At 62.3% G+C, this 17092-nt stretch carries 12 protein-coding genes; 8 read left to right on the forward strand and 4 right to left on the reverse strand.

Features of this window, described 5'->3' with window-relative positions:
- Nucleotides 1-34 precede the first annotated feature (34 nt).
- Nucleotides 35-1396 carry an AMP-binding protein gene (locus BN1724_RS10255; RefSeq protein ID WP_084253160.1) on the reverse strand — a complete coding sequence of 454 codons (1362 nt, stop codon included), beginning with the start codon at nucleotides 1394-1396 and terminating at the stop codon, nucleotides 35-37.
- Nucleotides 1397-1404: 8 nt separating this feature from the next.
- Nucleotides 1405-2406, reverse strand: coding sequence for a 1,4-dihydroxy-2-naphthoyl-CoA synthase (locus BN1724_RS10260; RefSeq protein WP_058235951.1), 1002 nt, complete (start codon nucleotides 2404-2406; stop codon nucleotides 1405-1407).
- Between the two features lie 188 nt (nucleotides 2407-2594).
- On the opposite strand from BN1724_RS10260, the gene adhP reads away from it, so the two are divergent.
- From adhP to BN1724_RS10285, 5 genes are all read left to right on the forward strand, one after another.
- A complete protein-coding gene (adhP, locus tag BN1724_RS10265; RefSeq protein ID WP_058235287.1) occupies nucleotides 2595-3614 on the forward strand; it encodes an alcohol dehydrogenase AdhP in 1020 nt (339 codons plus the stop codon).
- A 127-nt stretch (nucleotides 3615-3741) separates the two neighbouring features.
- Entirely contained in the window at nucleotides 3742-4746 is a 1005-nt protein-coding gene (locus BN1724_RS10270; protein ID WP_058235952.1) for an o-succinylbenzoate synthase, read from the forward strand.
- A gap of 97 nt (nucleotides 4747-4843) precedes the next feature.
- Complete coding sequence (locus tag BN1724_RS13370) at nucleotides 4844-6955, forward strand: thiamine pyrophosphate-binding protein (protein ID WP_084252977.1); 2112 nt, start codon at nucleotides 4844-4846, stop codon at nucleotides 6953-6955.
- A 116-nt stretch (nucleotides 6956-7071) separates the two neighbouring features.
- Nucleotides 7072-8772 carry a S1C family serine protease gene (locus tag BN1724_RS10280; RefSeq protein ID WP_231928229.1) on the forward strand — a complete coding sequence of 567 codons (1701 nt, stop codon included), beginning with the start codon at nucleotides 7072-7074 and terminating at the stop codon, nucleotides 8770-8772.
- Between the two features lie 390 nt (nucleotides 8773-9162).
- A complete protein-coding gene (locus BN1724_RS10285) occupies nucleotides 9163-10695 on the forward strand; it encodes a cell division protein PerM (RefSeq protein WP_058235290.1) in 1533 nt (510 codons plus the stop codon).
- A gap of 87 nt (nucleotides 10696-10782) precedes the next feature.
- Here BN1724_RS10285 and BN1724_RS10290 read toward each other — a convergent pair whose 3' ends face one another.
- Complete coding sequence (locus BN1724_RS10290) at nucleotides 10783-11193, reverse strand: hypothetical protein (RefSeq protein ID WP_157085861.1); 411 nt, start codon at nucleotides 11191-11193, stop codon at nucleotides 10783-10785.
- A 160-nt stretch (nucleotides 11194-11353) separates the two neighbouring features.
- On the opposite strand from BN1724_RS10290, the gene purN reads away from it, so the two are divergent.
- The 3 genes from purN to ppk2 all read left to right on the forward strand — a co-directional run bounded on the left by purN (nucleotide 11354) and on the right by ppk2 (nucleotide 14983).
- Nucleotides 11354-12121: a phosphoribosylglycinamide formyltransferase gene (purN, locus tag BN1724_RS13375; RefSeq protein WP_331709459.1), complete on the forward strand. Its 768-nt coding sequence runs from the start codon at nucleotides 11354-11356 to the stop codon at nucleotides 12119-12121.
- An 8-nt stretch (nucleotides 12122-12129) separates the two neighbouring features.
- The gene (purH, locus tag BN1724_RS10300; protein ID WP_231928230.1) at nucleotides 12130-13794 is read left to right on the forward strand and encodes a bifunctional phosphoribosylaminoimidazolecarboxamide formyltransferase/IMP cyclohydrolase; all 1665 of its coding nucleotides are present in this window, start codon (nucleotides 12130-12132) and stop codon (nucleotides 13792-13794) included.
- A 277-nt stretch (nucleotides 13795-14071) separates the two neighbouring features.
- Entirely contained in the window at nucleotides 14072-14983 is a 912-nt protein-coding gene (gene ppk2 / locus BN1724_RS10305; RefSeq protein ID WP_058235292.1) for a polyphosphate kinase 2, read from the forward strand.
- A gap of 235 nt (nucleotides 14984-15218) precedes the next feature.
- On the opposite strand, the gene BN1724_RS10310 is transcribed toward ppk2, so the two are convergent.
- Nucleotides 15219-16868 (reverse strand): polysaccharide deacetylase family protein, encoded by a 1650-nt coding sequence (locus BN1724_RS10310; RefSeq protein ID WP_058235293.1) that lies wholly within the window; start codon nucleotides 16866-16868, stop codon nucleotides 15219-15221.
- Between the last annotated feature and the right edge of the window lie 224 nt (nucleotides 16869-17092).

A 17092-nucleotide genomic window follows, 5' to 3' on the forward strand; every position in this document is an offset into this window, starting at 1 on the left:
CGGGTGTAGCCGCGGGCCTGTGCTCAGGTGCTGGTCACTGTGGCTGTTCGCCGTCGTGAAGCTGAGACAGCGCAAGGTCTGTCGCTGCGGACCTGTCGATCTTACCGATCCCGAGCCGGGGAAGTTCTTCCACGGCAAGTAGCCGGTGCGGAGTGTGCCAGCGTTTGAGCCCGAGGCTACGTAGGTGATTGCGTACGTCATCGCGCGAGGGCAGCTGCTTGCCCGCCTCTGGTGAACACACCAGCAACGCCACGGGTGCTTGGCCCCATTCAGGATCGGGGATACCGACCACGGTTGCTTCACGCACACCCGGCATAGTTGCCAGGGCCCGCTCGACGTCCTGCGGAAGGATTTTCTGCCCGCCGCTGATGATGACGTCATCCGCCCGCCCCAGCACGGTCAGGAGCACATCGGGGGTCGCAGAGGTGATGGGTCCGGTGACGGTGGTGGATGCGGTGGGATCCAGCCGCGCCAGATCTGAGGTGGGCAAAGGCCTCGGGAAAAGGTCAGCGTGTCCGTCGGGGAATAGGTACCCCAAACCCAGGGTGGGGGAGTCAATCAGCAGACGGTCATCGCGAAGGGTGAGCTGGACCCCGCGCAGAGGACGACGATCATAGACGCATCCCCCGGCGGTTTCGCTGGACCCATAGGTGGTGACCACGTGTGCGCCGAGCGTGCAGGCATCCTCCAGGAGATCAGGGGAGGTGGCGGCGCCGCCGACCAGAATCGCGTCGAAACTGCTGAGCGCATCGGCTATGGACCGCGCGGTAGCGGCATCTGCGGTGGCGGCGTTGATCAGGCGCTGTAGCTGGGTGGGAACCAGCGAGGTGAATCGTCGGGGTGCGCCCTGGCTCTGGGCATGGACATGAAACGCCTCGACAGCATGTAGGAAATGGTCGGGGGTGAACGTCTGGGAGAGGTCTGCTAGTCCGGGCTCGTATCCGGCGGCGAGCGACCGGCAAAGCACCTGGATCCCGGCGATATGGGTGGGTGGAAGCAGGCACAGCCATACTCCAGCACCACCCAGGGCACGATCGGTGATGTCCCATGACGCTTTTAAAGACGCCAGGGAATGCGCCACGGCTTTGGCGGTGCCTGTGCTGCCAGAGGTCGGGACCACCAAAACAGTGCTGTTGAGCGCCTTCGGTAACCTCCCCGGAGCAGGAAACGGGCCCAGCCATACCCGGGCGGGGATAGATTCCTCAGTGGCGATGGATGCGACAGCGCTGGGTGCAATGACACCGGGGCCATCCCCGGATACGGCGGGGAAGGGGGTGGCGGGGCGCCGGCCATCTAGACAGGATGTCGCCACAGGACGCAGCGCCTCGCAGTGCTCGCGCAACGACGCAAGAGATCTGTCATAGGGCGCAGGGATGCGCCAATCCAGCTCGTTCATACCCACGCCTAGCCCTGGGGGTGGGGAAAGGGCGACCAGTCGGGTTCACGCCGCTGCAAAAAGGCATCCCGTCCCTCCACAGCCTCATCCGTCATATAGGCCAGCCGGGTAGCTTCCCCCGCAAAAACCTGCTGACCCATCAGGCCGTCGTCGGTGAGATTGAAAGCGAACTTCAGCATCCGAATAGCCTGCGGCGATTTGGTTCCGATAATGCGGGCCATCTCCAAGGCGGCATCCTCCAACTCGGCGTGGGGAACCACCCTATTGACCGCGCCCCAAGCGTAGGCATCCTCCGCTGAGTATTCCTCGGCCAGGAAGAAAATCTCCCGAGCCCGTTTCTGGCCAACCTGCTTTGCAAGATAGGCGCTCCCGTACCCGCCATCAAAACTGCCGACATTCGCATCGGTTTGCTTAAACCGAGCATGCTCGCGCGAGGCAATCGACAGATCGGCCACCACATGCAGGGAATGCCCCCCGCCTGCCGCCCAACCACCAACCACAGCGATCACCACTTTGCCCATGGTGCGGATGAGCCGCTGACATTCCAGGATGTGCAACCGTCCGGCCTGCCCTGGGATGACGCTGGCCGAGCTGACACCGTCGGCGTACTGGTATCCCGATCGGCCACGAATGCGCTGGTCACCGCCGGAACAAAAAGCCCATCCGCCGTCCTTGGGTGACGGACCATTCCCGGTCAGCAAAATCACGCCCACCCCCGGGTCGAGCCGCGCATGGTCCAACGCCCTAAAAAGCTCATCCACCGTGTGCGGCCGAAACGCATTGCGCACCTCGGGCCGGTCAAACGCAATCCGCACGCAGTTCAGATCGCGCACGGTGCCGTCGGCCTGACGGTCAACCGCTCGGTGATAAGTGATGTCTGTGAAGGCGGGACCGGAGAGCTCATCGGGGCCGATGTCCCGCCACCGGTCAGGGTCGAAAGTTTCGGAAACCTGGCGCGGTCGCTTATCGGTCGCGGGCGCGGAGGCGGACAGGCGCTCAGAATCTGGCATATGCACAGAATACTGGGCCGCAGGTACGGCGCTGCTGGTGGGACCGAACAATGGGGGAGAACCCGGGTCGGGCTGTGGCCTCCGTCGGGCTGCCTCTGAGGTCAAAAGTCCCGGTCAGAAGGGGTCTGATAGGGCAAGGATGGAGGTGTCTCCTCCTAGAGGCACCCCCATCATTCTTAGGAGTTTCTATGACCACCATGCACGCTGCCGTTGTCCCATCGCTAGGGGCTCAGCTCGACGTGAAAGAGGTTGAGATCCCGGAGCCCGGCCCCGGACAGGTCCTCGTCAAGAACATCGCCTCCGGCGTGTGCCACACCGATCTGCACGCCGCTAAAGGCGACTGGCCGGTGAAGCCTACGCCTCCGTTCATCCCCGGGCATGAGGGCGTCGGACGGGTTGAGAAGCTTGGCGAAGGCGTCACCGATCTCAAGGTTGGTGACCTCGTGGGCAACGCTTGGCTGTGGTCGGCATGCGGTCACTGCCAGTACTGCCGTACCGGATGGGAGACCCTGTGCGAATCCCAGGAGATGGGCGGCTACACCGTAAACGGTTCGTTCGGTGAATACATGCTGGTGGACGCCACCTACGCACCTCGTCTGCCCGAGGGTGTGGACCCGTACGAGGTGGCCCCGATCCTGTGCGCAGGGGTCACCGTGTACAAGGGCCTGAAGATGACCGAGACTCGCCCGGGCGAATGGGTTGTGATCTCCGGTCTCGGCGGCCTTGGACACATCGCGGTGCAGTACGCGAAGGCGATGGGGATGCGGGTCGTCGGCGTGGATATCGCCCAGGAGAAGCTGGACCTCGCGCTCAGCCACGGCGCGGACCTGGTGGTTAACGCGGCCACCGAAGATCCCGGTACGTTCGTTCAGGAGAAGATCGGCGGCGCCCACGGTGTGCTGGTGACCGCTGTGCATCCGCAGGCATTTGCGCAGGCCACCGCCATGGTTCGTCGCGGCGCTACGGTTGTGTTCAACGGTCTTCCCCCCGGCGACTTCCCGGCATCGATCTTCGACATCGTGCTGCGCGGTCTGACCATCCGCGGCTCCATCGTGGGCACGCGTCAGGACATGGTCGAAGCTATCGAGTTCTACGCTGCCGGCCAGATTAAGCCCACGGTTAAGACTCGTCCGCTGGCCGATATCAACGAGATCTTCGACGACCTCGAGCACGGCCGCATTGATGGCCGCATCGTGTTGAAGTACTGATCGCATCAGCCATCTGAGCACGACACGGCGGGCGAGAGCATCTAGCTTTTTGCCCCCGTGTCACCGGTGTCCGGGCCGGTCGCGGGGTCGCCCCGTGGCCGGTCCGGTCGTGTTTTACCCTGCTGATATGGCTGAATCACCCGCACGGCTCACAGTTCCCCCTACCTTGCGTGAGCAGGGAATCGACGACGCCATCTGCTGGTCGATCCCCATGACCACTCGGTTTCGCCGGATCACGGTTCGCGATGGAGTGCTGCTGAAAGGACCAGCCGGGTGGGGTGAATTCTCTCCCTTTTGGGATTATGACCCGCCGGAATCCTCGGCCTGGCTGCGGGCCGCACTTGAGGTGGCGACCTCGGATTATCCCCGTCCGCTCCGGGATCGAGTCGGAGTGAATGTGACGGTGCCGGTGGTATCTGCCGAATGCGCTGCCCAGCTGGTGGCGAGCAGTTCGTGTCGCACGGCCAAAGTGAAAGTGGCTGATCCGGGGACCAGCCTGGATCAGGATGTGGAACGGGTAGCGGCTGTGCGCGATGCGCTGGGGCCAGGCGGGATGATTCGGGTTGATGCCAATGCTGCCTGGGACGTTCCGAGCGCTGTGGACGCTATTCGTCGTTTGGACCGTGCCGCGAACGGCCTGGACTATGTGGAGCAACCGTGTCCGACGCAGGAGGACTTAGCCGCGGTGCGTCGCCTGGTTAACGTGCCTATCGCCGCGGATGAGCTGGTGCGGCGCGTTGAGGACCCGTTGCGCATTGCTCGCAGCGGTGCGGCGGATCTGCTGATTATGAAGGTTCAGCCGCTCGGTGGGGTGAGGCGTTGTCTGGAGCTTGCCGAGCAAGCTGGGCTGCCGGTGGTGGTCTCGAGCGCGCTGGAATCCACCGTTGGGCTCGACGCGGGAATTGCTTTAGCAGCCTCGTTGCCGGGCACCGCGCACGACGGTGGTCTGGGTACCATCCGTTTATTTACAGGGGATCTCGTGAGCAGATCCGCAATCCCGACTGGGGGAATGCTGGAGGTGCCCGCCACCCGGGCCTGCCCCAATCCGGGGTTACTCGCCCGATTCGCCGCCGACCCGAACCTGCGGAGCCGGTGGCAGCATCGACTCGATGCCTGCGCCGCTTTACTGTGAGATCCTCGCCACGCTCGATCCCCGAACACCGTCATCGGCCTGGTGAGGACGCCGGGCGGAAACCCAAACTCTCCGATGCGCGCATTAGGCTCGGATTATGCTCTCTGCGCTGCCGTCTCCTGTGTGCTGTCCCGTGCCTGCTCCGTGTGGCTCGGGTGCGGTGCGTGCCGCGGCGGTTTTTTGGCGCAGCCTGATCGCACTGGGCTTGCGAGAAGTGGTGATCGCGCCAGGGTCGAGGTCTGCCCCGTTGGTGCATGCACTGCGCAATCCGATTGTGCACGAAGTGAGCGATGACCTGCGTGTTCACGTGCGTATTGACGAACGGGCCGCCGCATTTACAGCGCTGGGTTTCGCGTTGGAGGACCCGTCCCGGCCCGCCGCCGTGGTGACCACGTCGGGAACCGCGGTCACCCACCTCATGGCTGCGGCCTCGGAGGCGCATCATTCAAGGCTTCCGCTCATCTTGATCACGGCTGATCGCCCGGCGGAGTTGCGCGAGACCGGTGCCAACCAGGCGGGCCGCCAGGCGCAACTGTTTCGGGATGTTGCGCGATGGCATTTTGATGTGCCAGCGCCGGGTGCGCTGGATGCGACCGAACTAGAACTGCGCACGATGGCGAATGTGGCTGCCCGCGCCATGGCGATTGCGACCGGGGATCACCCCGGACCGGTTCATCTCAACCTTGGATTCCGTGACCCGCTTGTGCCAGCGGTGACGGACACAACCGTCGCCGACTCGTCTGCCGGTGATGTACCAGCCGTTAATGGGTCCGCTGCGCCGATCGCTCTCCCGTTAACGCGGCGCGTGGGCGTGTCCCGGCCCGTGCCGGTCCTGTTGCCCGCGTGCGCCCGCACCGTGGTGATGGCGGGTGATAAGGCAGAGATCTGGGGGAGTGGCCCACATGACCCGGGTCCAGACGGCTGGGATGCGGGCCCCGGAGGTCCAGATGGGTGGGGTCTAGATGGCTGGGGTTCAGACGCCGGGGGTCCAGATGGCCGGATTGCGGACTGGGCCGCGCGGCATCGACTGCCGCTCTTTGCCGAACCTAGTTCAGGCGCTCGGCGGCCTGGTCCTGGTCTCATCACCCGCTACCTGGACATGCTTCCCGATGTACTTGCCACCCCAGGGCATCCGCTGCGTCCCCGTCGGGTCATCGTGGCTGGGCATACCACGCTTTCTCGGTCTGTTCTCAGCGGGCTGTTGGCTGCGGATGACATTGAGCTCGTGGTTATGTCGGATGATCCGCTATGGCCTGACGCTGCTCGGCGCGCCAGCCTAGTGGCGTCCCGGATTGAGCTCGACTCGGACGCGGAAACCGATCGTGAACAGGATCTGTTTGCGCAAGCTTGGGAGCGCGCCGAACAGGACCTCGGTCAGGCCTTCACCGTGCAGACTCTTCCCTGGCAAACCCGTGCTGCTCTCGCGGTCTGGGAGGCTACGGGTCCGCGCGACACATTGGTGTTGGCGTCGTCGAGTTTAATTCGCGACCTCGAACGCTATGCCCCAGCCACCTCGGGCCGGATTCTTTCTCATCGGGGATTGGCTGGTATTGACGGAACCTCCGCAACAGCGGTTGGCGTGGCGTTAGGGATGGCACGACGGGTCGGACGCGTGGCGAGCGGGTTCGGAGACGTTGCTGGCGGGACCGAACCCGGCGTGAGTGTGCCAGAACATGGCGCTGGCGTGCCGGAACATGGCACTGGTGTCTCAGAACATGGCGCTTGTGGGGCCGAGCCCGGCGTGAGTGTGTCAGAACATGGCGCTGGTGTGCCGGAACATGGCGTTTGTGGGGCCGAGCCCGCCGTCAGTGGGGCCGAGTGTGTCGCCGGTGACTTAGAGCATGGTGATGGCGATTCGGCGCAGGCTAACCAGGATCGAGCTCGGTGTCGGGCTCTGCTGGGGGATCTCGCCGCGTTGCACGATCTGACGGGTCTGTTGATTGGCCCCCTTGAAGAACGCCCTGATCTCGACGTGGTGGTTGTTGACGATGGCGGCGGACGGATTTTTGGGGGTCTTGAGCACGCGTCCGCCGGTGAGGACATTCTCAGCAGGTTCTTCACCACCCCTCACGGGGCCGATATCGCTGCGATAGCTAAAGGTCTGGGTGCGAGCGTGGTGACGGCAGACTGTGACGCGCTGCCCTCGGTTCTGAAGACCCCGTCAGTGGGGGTTCGGGTGATCGTCATTCGAGACGATGACCCTGCTTAGCGCCAAAAATTCCCCGTGAACTGGTCGTATATGCACAGTTCGTGCACAGCTAGAGTCCAGGGCCGGTCTAGGGTGGTGCGATTATCTGTCTCGTGCCCGACACAACGAGGAGCAGCATGATGTCAAGCGAACAACGAGACCAAGAGCTTGGGTCTGGACATGGCGGAAGCGGGTTTGGACGCCCTGTGCGCCCCGAGCCTGCATCGAACACTCCTAATCAGATTCCGCAGCAGCAGGGGTTAGCTCACAGCCAGCCGGGGTCGGGGCAGGACCAGCAGGGGGCGCCGGGGGAAAATCAGCCGGGCCATGCCGCACCGGAGCCGGAGCGCAGCCGATGGCAGCGCACGGAGCGAGTGGAATATCCGACTGAATCCTTTGACCAACCCACGGAACGCCTAGGTCAGTTCCCCGCGGGATCATCGACAGCGAGCTATAACCAGGCGCCATCCAATCCGACTTTGCCTTTACCAGGCTCCCCATCGCCCTATGAGCCGTCGCCGTACGCGCAGGCTCAGCCCGATCCGAACTCGCAGTCCGAGGTGGGATTCACACCTCCTGCAGGCGGGTTCTCCGTACCTCCCGGCGGGGGGATGCCTCCCGCAGGCGGCGCTGTACCTCCCGGTGGGAACGGTCCGGTTCCGCCAGGAGGCCCGATCCCTCCGTTTGGGGGCTACGGCGCACCTACCCCCGGTGCCGTCACGACCGCCTCACGCCGTGGGCCGGGATGGTTTGCTGTCATCGCTATCGCGGTGGTCGCCGCACTTCTCGGCGCCGTGGGAGCGTTCACCGCCGGCATCGGATACAACGCAATTGCGGGAGTGGCGGCCGATTCCAACACCGTGTCCGCGCCACAACAGGCGGAGCCACCTGCGAAGAACTCCACCGCTAACGCCCCGAACTGGGAAGACGTGGCGAAAGCGGTGGCCCCGAGCGTGGTCGCTATTACGGTGCAGACCGGCCAGGGCGCTGCCGAGGGTACCGGCATCATCTTGGATGCCCGCGGCACTATCGTGACCAATAACCACGTGGTGCAGGGTGCTGACCGGATTGCGGTGACCCTGCACGATGGTCGCACCTACTGGGCCCGCACGGTCGGGACTGACCCCTCCACCGATATTGCCGTGATCCGCTTGCAGGATCCGCCGAAAGGCCTGAAGCCTGCAACTCTCGGCGATTCCGCCAAGGTGGTGGTAGGTCAGCCAGTGATGGCGCTCGGTACGCCGCTCGGTCTGCAAAACACGGTGACCACCGGCATTGTCTCGGCGGTGAACCGGCCCGTGAGCACTAGCTCTGATTCGTCGAACCCGAAGGACTCGGCGTTCACCTCCGCGATCCAGACCGACGCGTCGATCAACCAGGGCAACTCCGGTGGTCCTCTGGTCGATGCCCAGGGCTACGTGATCGGCATCAACTCGGCGATTGCTTCTACCGGGAACGGCAGGGAGAACGCGGGCAGCATCGGCCTCGGTTTCGCGATCCCCGTGAACACGGTCAAGCTCATTGCTGATCAGCTGATCAGCAAGGGAACCGCGCAGCATGCCCTGCTGGGAGTCACGGCGACTGACGGTACCGCCACCGTGGGCACCACGATTTACCGCGGCGCGAAGGTTGTGGAGATCGTTCCGAACTCGCCGGCAGCAAGCGGTGGTCTCGCCGTAGGAGATCTTGTGACCAAGGTTGATGACGTCAATATTGGCAGTGCCACCGCCCTCACCGCGTATGTGCGCAGCTTGCCGGTTGGCTCGTCCCACAAGCTCACCGTGTTGCGCGGACAGGACGAAAAGGTGCTCGACATCAAGCTGTCGTCAGCAGACTGACACGGTCGGAACCACGTAGCGATTGAGCTGCGGAGTCGGGACCTGTCGTCAGCAAGCTGACACGGTCGGAACCTGGCTGCGGTCGCTGCAACGTCATAGACCTGTCTGAACCTGACTGAGATCGGCCAGGGCGCACTCATGCAAACATCATGAGGCGCGCCCTGGCCATCGCGCGTCTTTAGGGTCGCCGGTACGCCGGATGCACTCAGATGCAACGCCGTCCCGGCTGCGGCCCACACGGATGTGGAGCACCAAAATAGGGGACTCTGTGGTGAGGACATCACCGGTGATTGTGCGACACCCGTCCGCCGTGCTGGACACTGCCGACCTGCAACGACACCATGGGAGCAGGCATGCGGCCATCGGGCCGTCCAGGATGGAGGCTGCCGCGTGAGCGCGAACACTACCGAGAAGATCACCTCACCTGTCCTCATGGGGATCTCCTCGGCTGTTCTGACAGCTCTGATTGGGGTCACGCTATGCGTGGTGACGGCACTTATTGGCCTGATGACCGCAGGGGGATCCGGACTCACCACGCTCGATGCCATCATGCTGGGTCTGAACGCATTCTTGCTGTCCCACGGGGGAAGTCTGTTACTGACCACAGGGGTGATCGACGGAATTTTCTCGCTCACCCCGCTGGGTCTTGCCGCGATATTGATCTGGATCGGCGCTGCGTTTGTGCGGCGAATGGTTCGATCGCTGTATCCGATTAATGAGGACGGCTCAGCGCGAGACGGTGGCCTCCGCGATGTCTTGAGCTTGGGGCTAGCCCATATTATCACCTATGCCAGTTTAGTCTTTGTGGTGACGATGGTGAGCCGCCACCATTCCTTTCACGCGATCTTGGTCTCTGTGGTGGCATCCGGCCTGTTGGTCGCAGTGGTGTCTTTCGTGGTCGGCTACTATCTTGCGCTGCGTCGGGAACTGAAAGACACCGGTCATGGCAGTCCGTTAGATCGTCTTCCGAGCCTTTACGGTGCGTTGTTCCGCAGTGTGGGGCTGACCCTCGCCGGACTTTTCGGGGCGGGGATGCTGGCTGTCAGCGTCGCGATTGTGGTTGCGTTTCCACAGGTGGCAGGAATGCAAACGCGTCTGGATCCGGGGATCGGCGGGGGTGCGGTGCTCACCTTGATTCAGCTCGCCTTGCTGCCGACGTTCGGGTTGTGGGCCCTATCAGTGCTGGTCGGTGGTGGATTCAACGTTGGTTTAGGCACCACGTTTTCATTGCAGGGCACGACGGGTGGGGTTCTTCCTCAGCTTCCGTTGCTAGCTGCTCTTCCCGGCCCGAGCACGGCGACCGCTGGAGGTTGGGCTCTGCTTCTGGTGCCCGCGCTCATTATCGGGTTTGGGGCGGTCTGCCTGACTCGGGAGGTCCGGCATTTGTCCACGCGAGAGCGCATCATTGGATACATCTTGTATCCGGTCGGTGTGCTGGTCGGTGTGCTGATCATGATTAGTGCGGCGCGCGGGGGAATCGGTAATGGCCGTTTGCGTTCGCTCGGGCCAGATATCGCCGCGACGGTGGGGCCACTTGGTGGTCTGATTTTGTTGGCGACCGGGGTGGTGCTGCTGGTGGTGGTGAGTCCGCTGCGGGTTCGTTTACTGAACGTGAGGGCTGGGATCGGCGATACGGTAGCGCGTCTGTGGGAGCGGGTTGAACGAGCTGAGCGCAAGGAACACGAAGCACTGTCAGGTTCTAAGACCGCCGTACCAAGTTCAGCGGATTCTTCCTCGGATCCAGGGACGCCTAAACAAGGTGCAGAGGGTTCTGAGGAAACCTCGGAAGCCTCTGGCATCGCGATCCCTTCCAGTGCGCGGCGCCAGGTTTTCAGTGCACGCCTGCCAGGGCTGGCGGCGCACGATAAGCCTCCGACAGCTACCCCAACGGATGCTAAAAACGACCCCGCGGATCACGAGTGATTCCTGGCCGGGTATAGCCGCGTCTTAATCGACAGCTCGGGGCCTGCGCTGCGAATACGCTGAGCCCCTAAGGTGTGTTTGGCGAGGTCAGCGGCCTGATAGCCCTGAGATCCACGAGGTAATGTCGTTTTGAGTCTGCTGAGTGCAGCTGGCAACGGCCTCATGGGTTAGCGCCTGGCTGCGGCATTCCTCAGCGGAGGAAATCGGCCCGTAGAACAGCAGACTGAGCGCGCTGCCACCGATCAGTAGCAGACACGCGGGTACACCGAACAGCGTGGTCAATACGGCGACGGCTCGGCGGGGCGTGCGCAGCCCTGCGATCAGCATGCGGATCAGAAACACCATCCCCATGATCCCGAATACCCCGGAGAAAAGACTCGTGGGCAGGGGAAACAGCATGGCGATCCAGGCACAGACCAAGCACAAAGTCACATAGCCCAGCGACCTGGTGTACATGGAGGTTGCTCGATCAGGACGGGGGCGGTGCTCAGTGCTCACCGAACTATTCTGCCTGACATTGCGCCCTGTTCCACTGTCGGCTCGGTCTCGATGTGGTCTACACCGGTCACATACAAGACATCCTGTCGCGTCACCGGTGCTGCTGCCCGAGCTGTGGCACCAAATCGACGCGACCGAGTGGGGCCGTTACTCTTGGACCGTGCGCACCCAGGTCGTCGTACTTATCTCTGGTCACGGATCCAATCTTCTCGCTCTGCTTGAGGATGCCCATCGTGGTGGTGAGGATTCGCCGTACCAGATTGTCGGTGTCATTGCCGACCGCGAGGCTCCCGGCCTTAGTCATGCGGACCGTCGCGGTATCCCGACCACAATCGTGCGCTGCTCTGATTATTCAAACCGCGCCGCCTGGGATTGTGCCCTTGCCGAGGCCATAGCCAGCTTCGCGCCGGACTTAGTGGTTCTGGCCGGTTTCATGAAACTTTTGGGCTCGTCGGTGCTTGATCGGTTCCCGGGCCGCATCATCAATACTCACCCCGCGCTTCTTCCCGCCTTCCCCGGTGCCCACGGTGTCCGCGATGCTCTGGCCTATGGGGTAAAAGTCAGTGGAGCGTCGGTGATCGAGGTTGACGCGGGTGTTGATACCGGCCGTATCCTCGCGCAGACCGCCGTGCCAGTGTTGGACGACGACACCGAGGACACCCTGCACGAGCGAATCAAAGCTGTTGAGCACGTCATGCTCGTTGAGGTGGTGCGCCAGCTGGCCGCCGGGCTGTCTTCCGGTGTCTCGGGCGCGTCCCACGACCCTGGCTGCTCGGCACCTCTGTCAGGAGCGGACTCCCGCCCGGTCTCTGGTTCGGCCTCCGGTGATGAATCGCAGGCCGCGTCCGGTCCCGAACCGCAGGCGGCCTCTCCTATATCCGTGCCGGTTTCGGCATCTGTTGTTTCCCCTCCCGTTTCGTCAACCTAAGGAGAACTGTGACCGCATCGTCGACCCACTCGATCGCATTTGAAGGTGAACGGCAGCCGGTGCGGCGCGCGTTGATATCCGTATTCGACAAGACGGGTGTGGCGGACCTAGGACGGTCGTTAGCCGCGGAGGGAGTGGAGCTGATCTCCACGGGCTCCACTGCCGCGGTGCTGAGGGAGGCTGGTCTGCGTGTGCGGGAGGTCTCCGAGGTGACGGGTTACCCCGAGTGTCTGGATGGTCGGGTGAAAACCTTGCATCCTGCCGTTCACGCGGGGATTCTCGCCGATCGTCGACGCGCTGAACATCGTGAACAGCTCGCCGATCAGGGTGTCGAGGCATTCGACCTGGTGGTAGTGAACCTCTATCCATTTGAGCAGACGGTGGCGGATGGGGGTACGCATGATGAAGTGATCGAAAAGATCGACATCGGCGGACCGACCTTGTTGCGCGGTGCGGCGAAAAACTATGCGAACTGTGCGGTGGTGGTTGACCCTCGCGATTACGACGGGGTTGCACAGGCGGTGCGAACGGGTGGATTCACTGAACAGCAGCGGCTGAGTTTGGCGACCGTGGCATTTGATCACGTTGCGGATTACGATGCGGCCATCGCGCTGTGGATGCGTGAGCGGGCAGATAAGACCCAGACCCAGGATGAACAGTCCGAGACATTCGATCTGTTCTCGGTGGCGGACGAAGACATGCGTCTGCTCGGGTTGCGAGCTCTGCGTTACGGAGAGAACCCGCATCAGCGTGCGCGTCTGCAGTGGGACGACGATGCTCCTGACGGACAACCGTACGGACTTGCCGGTGCATTGCAGCTGGGTGGCAAGGAGATGAGCTACAACAATTACGTGGACGCGGACGCCGCGGTGCGCGCTGCGCTCGATCACGACGCCCCGTGCGCTGTGGTGATGAAGCACAATAACCCGTGCGGTATCGCGGTGGGTGACCCGCAGGCGGATGATCCGATTGCCGACGCGCACACTAAAGCTCATGCCACGGACCCGGTGTCGGCTTACGGCGGTGTGATCGCGGTGAATCGCCGGGTCACGCTTGGCCTTGCGCGCCAGATTAAGCCGGTGTTTACCGAAGTGATTGTGGCCCCTGACTACGACGAGGATGCGCTGGACCTGCTGCGAACCAAGAAGAATCTGCGTATCTTGCGGGTGGCGATGCAACGGGATAGTGGTCTGGAGACGCGTCAGATCTGGGGAGGCCGCCTGCTGCAGGATGTCGATGCCGTGGATGCACCGGGCGATGACCCCTCAGGTTGGACGTTGGTTGCGGGCGCTCCCGCTGACGATCAGACCTTGTCAGATTTGGCCTTCGCCTGGCGCGCCGTGCGTGCGCCAAAGTCCAACGCGATTGTGCTGGCCAAGGGTGGGGCGGCCACCGGAATTGGGATGGGTCAGGTGAACCGGGTGGACTCCTGCAAACTGGCGATTGAACGGGCTAATACGCTCGCATCTGACGGTCAGGAGCGGGCACGGGGCAGCGTGGCGGCCTCGGATGCGTTTTTCCCGTTCGCCGATGGCCCACAGTTATTAATCGATGCCGGGGTGCGTGCCATTGTGCAACCGGGCGGGTCGATTCGCGACGATGAAGTGATTGCCGCGTGTGAGGCCGCTGGCATCACCATGTATGTCACGGGGACTCGCCACTTTGCCCACTGAGGATAGATCCCGGGGGACACAACGAGAGAGATAGCCATGATGCTGTCTGCCCTTTCGGTGTTCGTGCCGCGGGGTCTTCCCTGACGGGTTCCCTAAGGTTCGTTGCTGCTTACGCGGTTGGAAACTTGCGCGAGGCGTCTCTAGGTTGTCGACGGGCCGGTGATCTTAGCCTTCAGCGGCGCGTACGGTCCATGGTCCCGTCGATTTCGCCCTCGTCGATGGCCTGTGCTCGATAGGGTGGATGCCATCTATCCTGCGACGTTCGAGGAGGCCGTTGATGGCACCGCATAAGTTCCCCAACCAGAATCTGCGCGAGTATATTGAGCATCTTCGCGAGGCTGGGTATCGGGTGACGGAGGGCCATACCCCGGATCCAGATCTGATCGATCCCCAGGGCAACCCGGTCTACACCTGGCAGGAGGGCTACCCCTACAAGACCCGAATGGATCGGGACGAATATGAGCTGGAGAAGTATCGACTGCAGGTTGAACTGCTGAAGTTCCAGTACTGGCTGGAGGACCACGGGAAAAAAGTCATCATCTTGTTCGAGGGGCGTGATGCGGCGGGCAAAGGCGGCACGATCAAACGCTTCACAGAACATTTGAATCCCCGCACAGCCCGGGTTGTCGCCCTGAATAAGCCGAGTGACCGTGAGCTGGGGCAGTGGTATTTCCAGCGGTATATCCAGCATTTGCCCACGTCGGGGGAGATGGTTCTGTTCGATCGGTCGTGGTACAACCGCGCAGGCGTGGAACGAGTGATGGGTTTTTGTACTGACCGGGAGTATGAGACTTTTATGGCTCAGGCTCCGCAGTTTGAGCGGATGCTGGTTGATTCCGGGATCCACGTCACGAAGTTCTGGTTCTCCGTCTCCCAGACCGAGCAGCGCACCCGGTTTGCGATCCGCCAGCTCGACCCGGTTCGGCAGTGGAAGCTTTCCCCAATGGATCTGGAGTCGTTGGGCCGGTGGGAGGACTATACGGCGGCCAAGGAGGAGATGTTCCGCCGGACGGATAAGAAGTACGCGCCGTGGACGATTATCCGCTCCAACGATAAGAAGCGGGCGCGCCTGAATGCGATGCGGTACTTCTTGAATCAGTTCGATTATGACGGCAAGGACCCGAACGTGGTGACCGCGCCCGACCCGAAGCTGGTCATGCGCGGTAAAAATGAAGAGGCCGACGAGTAAGGGGTGTAAAACTCGCCGGCCTCCGGTCAGGAGACTTCATTGTATGTCACCTGACGCCTCGATTGCAACCTATTGTCTGGGACGAATCGATTATTGCTGGTAAATTTGATAATTAGCCTAATCTCTGACTGATATCAGTTTATTAACTGAGGAGGGCCCTTAAGGCCACCTTCCTGAGGTGGTCTTAAGGGCCCATTGTTTTATGGCTAATTGCGAGTTGGTGACCGACCTCGAACTAGCGAGTGAAGTCGAACCCGCGGGTGTACCACTTTCCGGCGTACATCTGGTTTTGGCCGATCTCCGAACAGGTCATGGTGGTGTAGCCCTCGGCCTCAAGATTCTTGAGGATCTGCGGCACTGCCTTCACTGAGGTCGGATGGATTTCGTGCATCAGCACAATCGCGCCGCGGCGGGCGTTCTTCTTCACAGAGTCGATATTGTGCTGGACGTTGCGGTACTTCCAGTCTTCGGTATCGACGTACCACAGCTGAACGCTCTGGCTCTGGGCGCCGACCGAGTCGTCGACGAGGTGATTGTGTGCGCCGTAGGGCGGGCGCATTGTCAGCGGTCGACGGCCCATATGCTTGGCCAGTTCGTCGGTCACTCCGATGATTTGCTGATCTAGTTTCGGTCCTTGGGCGACCTTCGTCAGGGGTGGGTGTGACCAGGAATGGCAGCCAAGTTCTTGCCCGGCGGCGGCGGTGTCTGCGCTGTATTTAGGGGCGGCATGAGAGCTGCGGCCGATATTAAAGAATGAGGCTGCGGCTTTGTTGGTGCGCAGGGTGGTCAATAGTTCCCCGTTGAGTTCCGGACTGGGCCCGTCGTCAAAGGACATGCAGATAGCTTTGAGTCGTGAACCGTCGGGGGCGCACACCGTGGCCGGACGGACTCCGGGGCCTGAGCGGGGTGCCAGCTGGGAGACGGGGCCGGGGCCCGGGTCGGCGGCGCGGGCTTTCTGCGGTTCGGGCAGGTTCGTGACCTGCTCGTACAGGGCGTCACCGTCGTAACGCTTGTTGCCGGATCCGTCGGGTCGCTTAATACTGTTTTTATCGAACGCAGCCGGGGTCATGACAGCAGCTTTAGCGGCGCGACCGAAGGGGGACAGGAATGGTTCAGCCGTGGCGGCGTCCATGGTGACCAGTTGCGGGCCTTGGGTGTTGTCAACCTTGGCGGCTGGGAAGAGCAGCTGTAGCTCGCCCTTGCGGGAGAACATGATGGCGGGTCCGTTACCGAACGGTCGCGGCTGTTCCTGTAAAAAGGTGTCGAGTCCTTGTGTGTCGAGGTTCTTAACCTTTGCGCCGGCAGTCTGAACCGCCTTGGAGAACTCGCCCCATTTCTCTGGGAGGATGAGGGCTGGCGAGGTGACTGCGCGGTCGCGGCTGGCGTCGTACCAGACCACGCTCGGGGCGGTATCTTTGCCGACGGTTCCGGTGAGAATAGCGCCGAGGACGGATGCTGCCGAGGCGAAAATCTTCCCGCGAATACTCAGCGTGCCTTTGTCCTGTAAATAGCTGTGTTCCCTCAGGATCTTATTGACCGCGATATCGATACCTTCAACTAGTCCTCTGGCGGGGCCGGGGACAGGGAACTGAACGTCGATCGGTGATTCGATTTTTGACATGTCCGCCATCGTGAATCCTTCGACCTTGTCGTTTAAGGTCGGCAGATCCTGAATAGCGGCCTCATGCGGGGCTGCGGTGGGCGAGGGGGAGCCTTTCGATGCTGACGAACCACCTTGACGGGACGTGGTGTCATTGGTGCATGCAGCGACCGCCGCGATCGTGGCGACCGAGAGAGCTCCGCTCGCGAGGACGGCCCGTCGGTTTGGGCCACCATCGGAATGCTCAGCGGACTGCCATGGGCGGCGTGGGCGGCGTGCTTCCACAGGTATATCTCCTCCTCGTCGTACAAGTGTTCAGTCGCGTGCTGAGGGAATTTCCATCCCCTCTCTTTACCTGGCTTTTACTTATACTCTTCGATCCTGATGGATTCGCCCTCTCGGCCCCAGGTTTTGATGTTGCACTCATCACATTTTAAGGCGGACCTGGTCACAATTCCGACGAGGTGTGCTTCGGTGTGGCGGCGAGTTGAATTGCGCCGCCACGCTAC

Origin of the sequence: Devriesea agamarum (assembly GCF_900070355.1) — a bacterium.
GTDB lineage: Bacteria > Actinomycetota > Actinomycetes > Actinomycetales > Dermabacteraceae > Devriesea > Devriesea agamarum.

Coding starts and splice junctions, on each gene's coding strand:
- BN1724_RS10280 (WP_231928229.1), top strand. CDS start 7,072: ATGATGTCAAGCGAACAACGAGACCAAGAGCTTGGGTCTGGACATGGC.
- BN1724_RS10270 (WP_058235952.1), top strand. CDS start 3,742: ATGGCTGAATCACCCGCACGGCTCACAGTTCCCCCTACCTTGCGTGAG.
- BN1724_RS10255 (WP_084253160.1), bottom strand. CDS start 1,396: ATGAACGAGCTGGATTGGCGCATCCCTGCGCCCTATGACAGATCTCTT.
- BN1724_RS10260 (WP_058235951.1), bottom strand. CDS start 2,406: ATGCCAGATTCTGAGCGCCTGTCCGCCTCCGCGCCCGCGACCGATAAG.
- adhP (WP_058235287.1), top strand. CDS start 2,595: ATGACCACCATGCACGCTGCCGTTGTCCCATCGCTAGGGGCTCAGCTC.
- BN1724_RS13370 (WP_084252977.1), top strand. CDS start 4,844: ATGCTCTCTGCGCTGCCGTCTCCTGTGTGCTGTCCCGTGCCTGCTCCG.
- ppk2 (WP_058235292.1), top strand. CDS start 14,072: ATGGCACCGCATAAGTTCCCCAACCAGAATCTGCGCGAGTATATTGAG.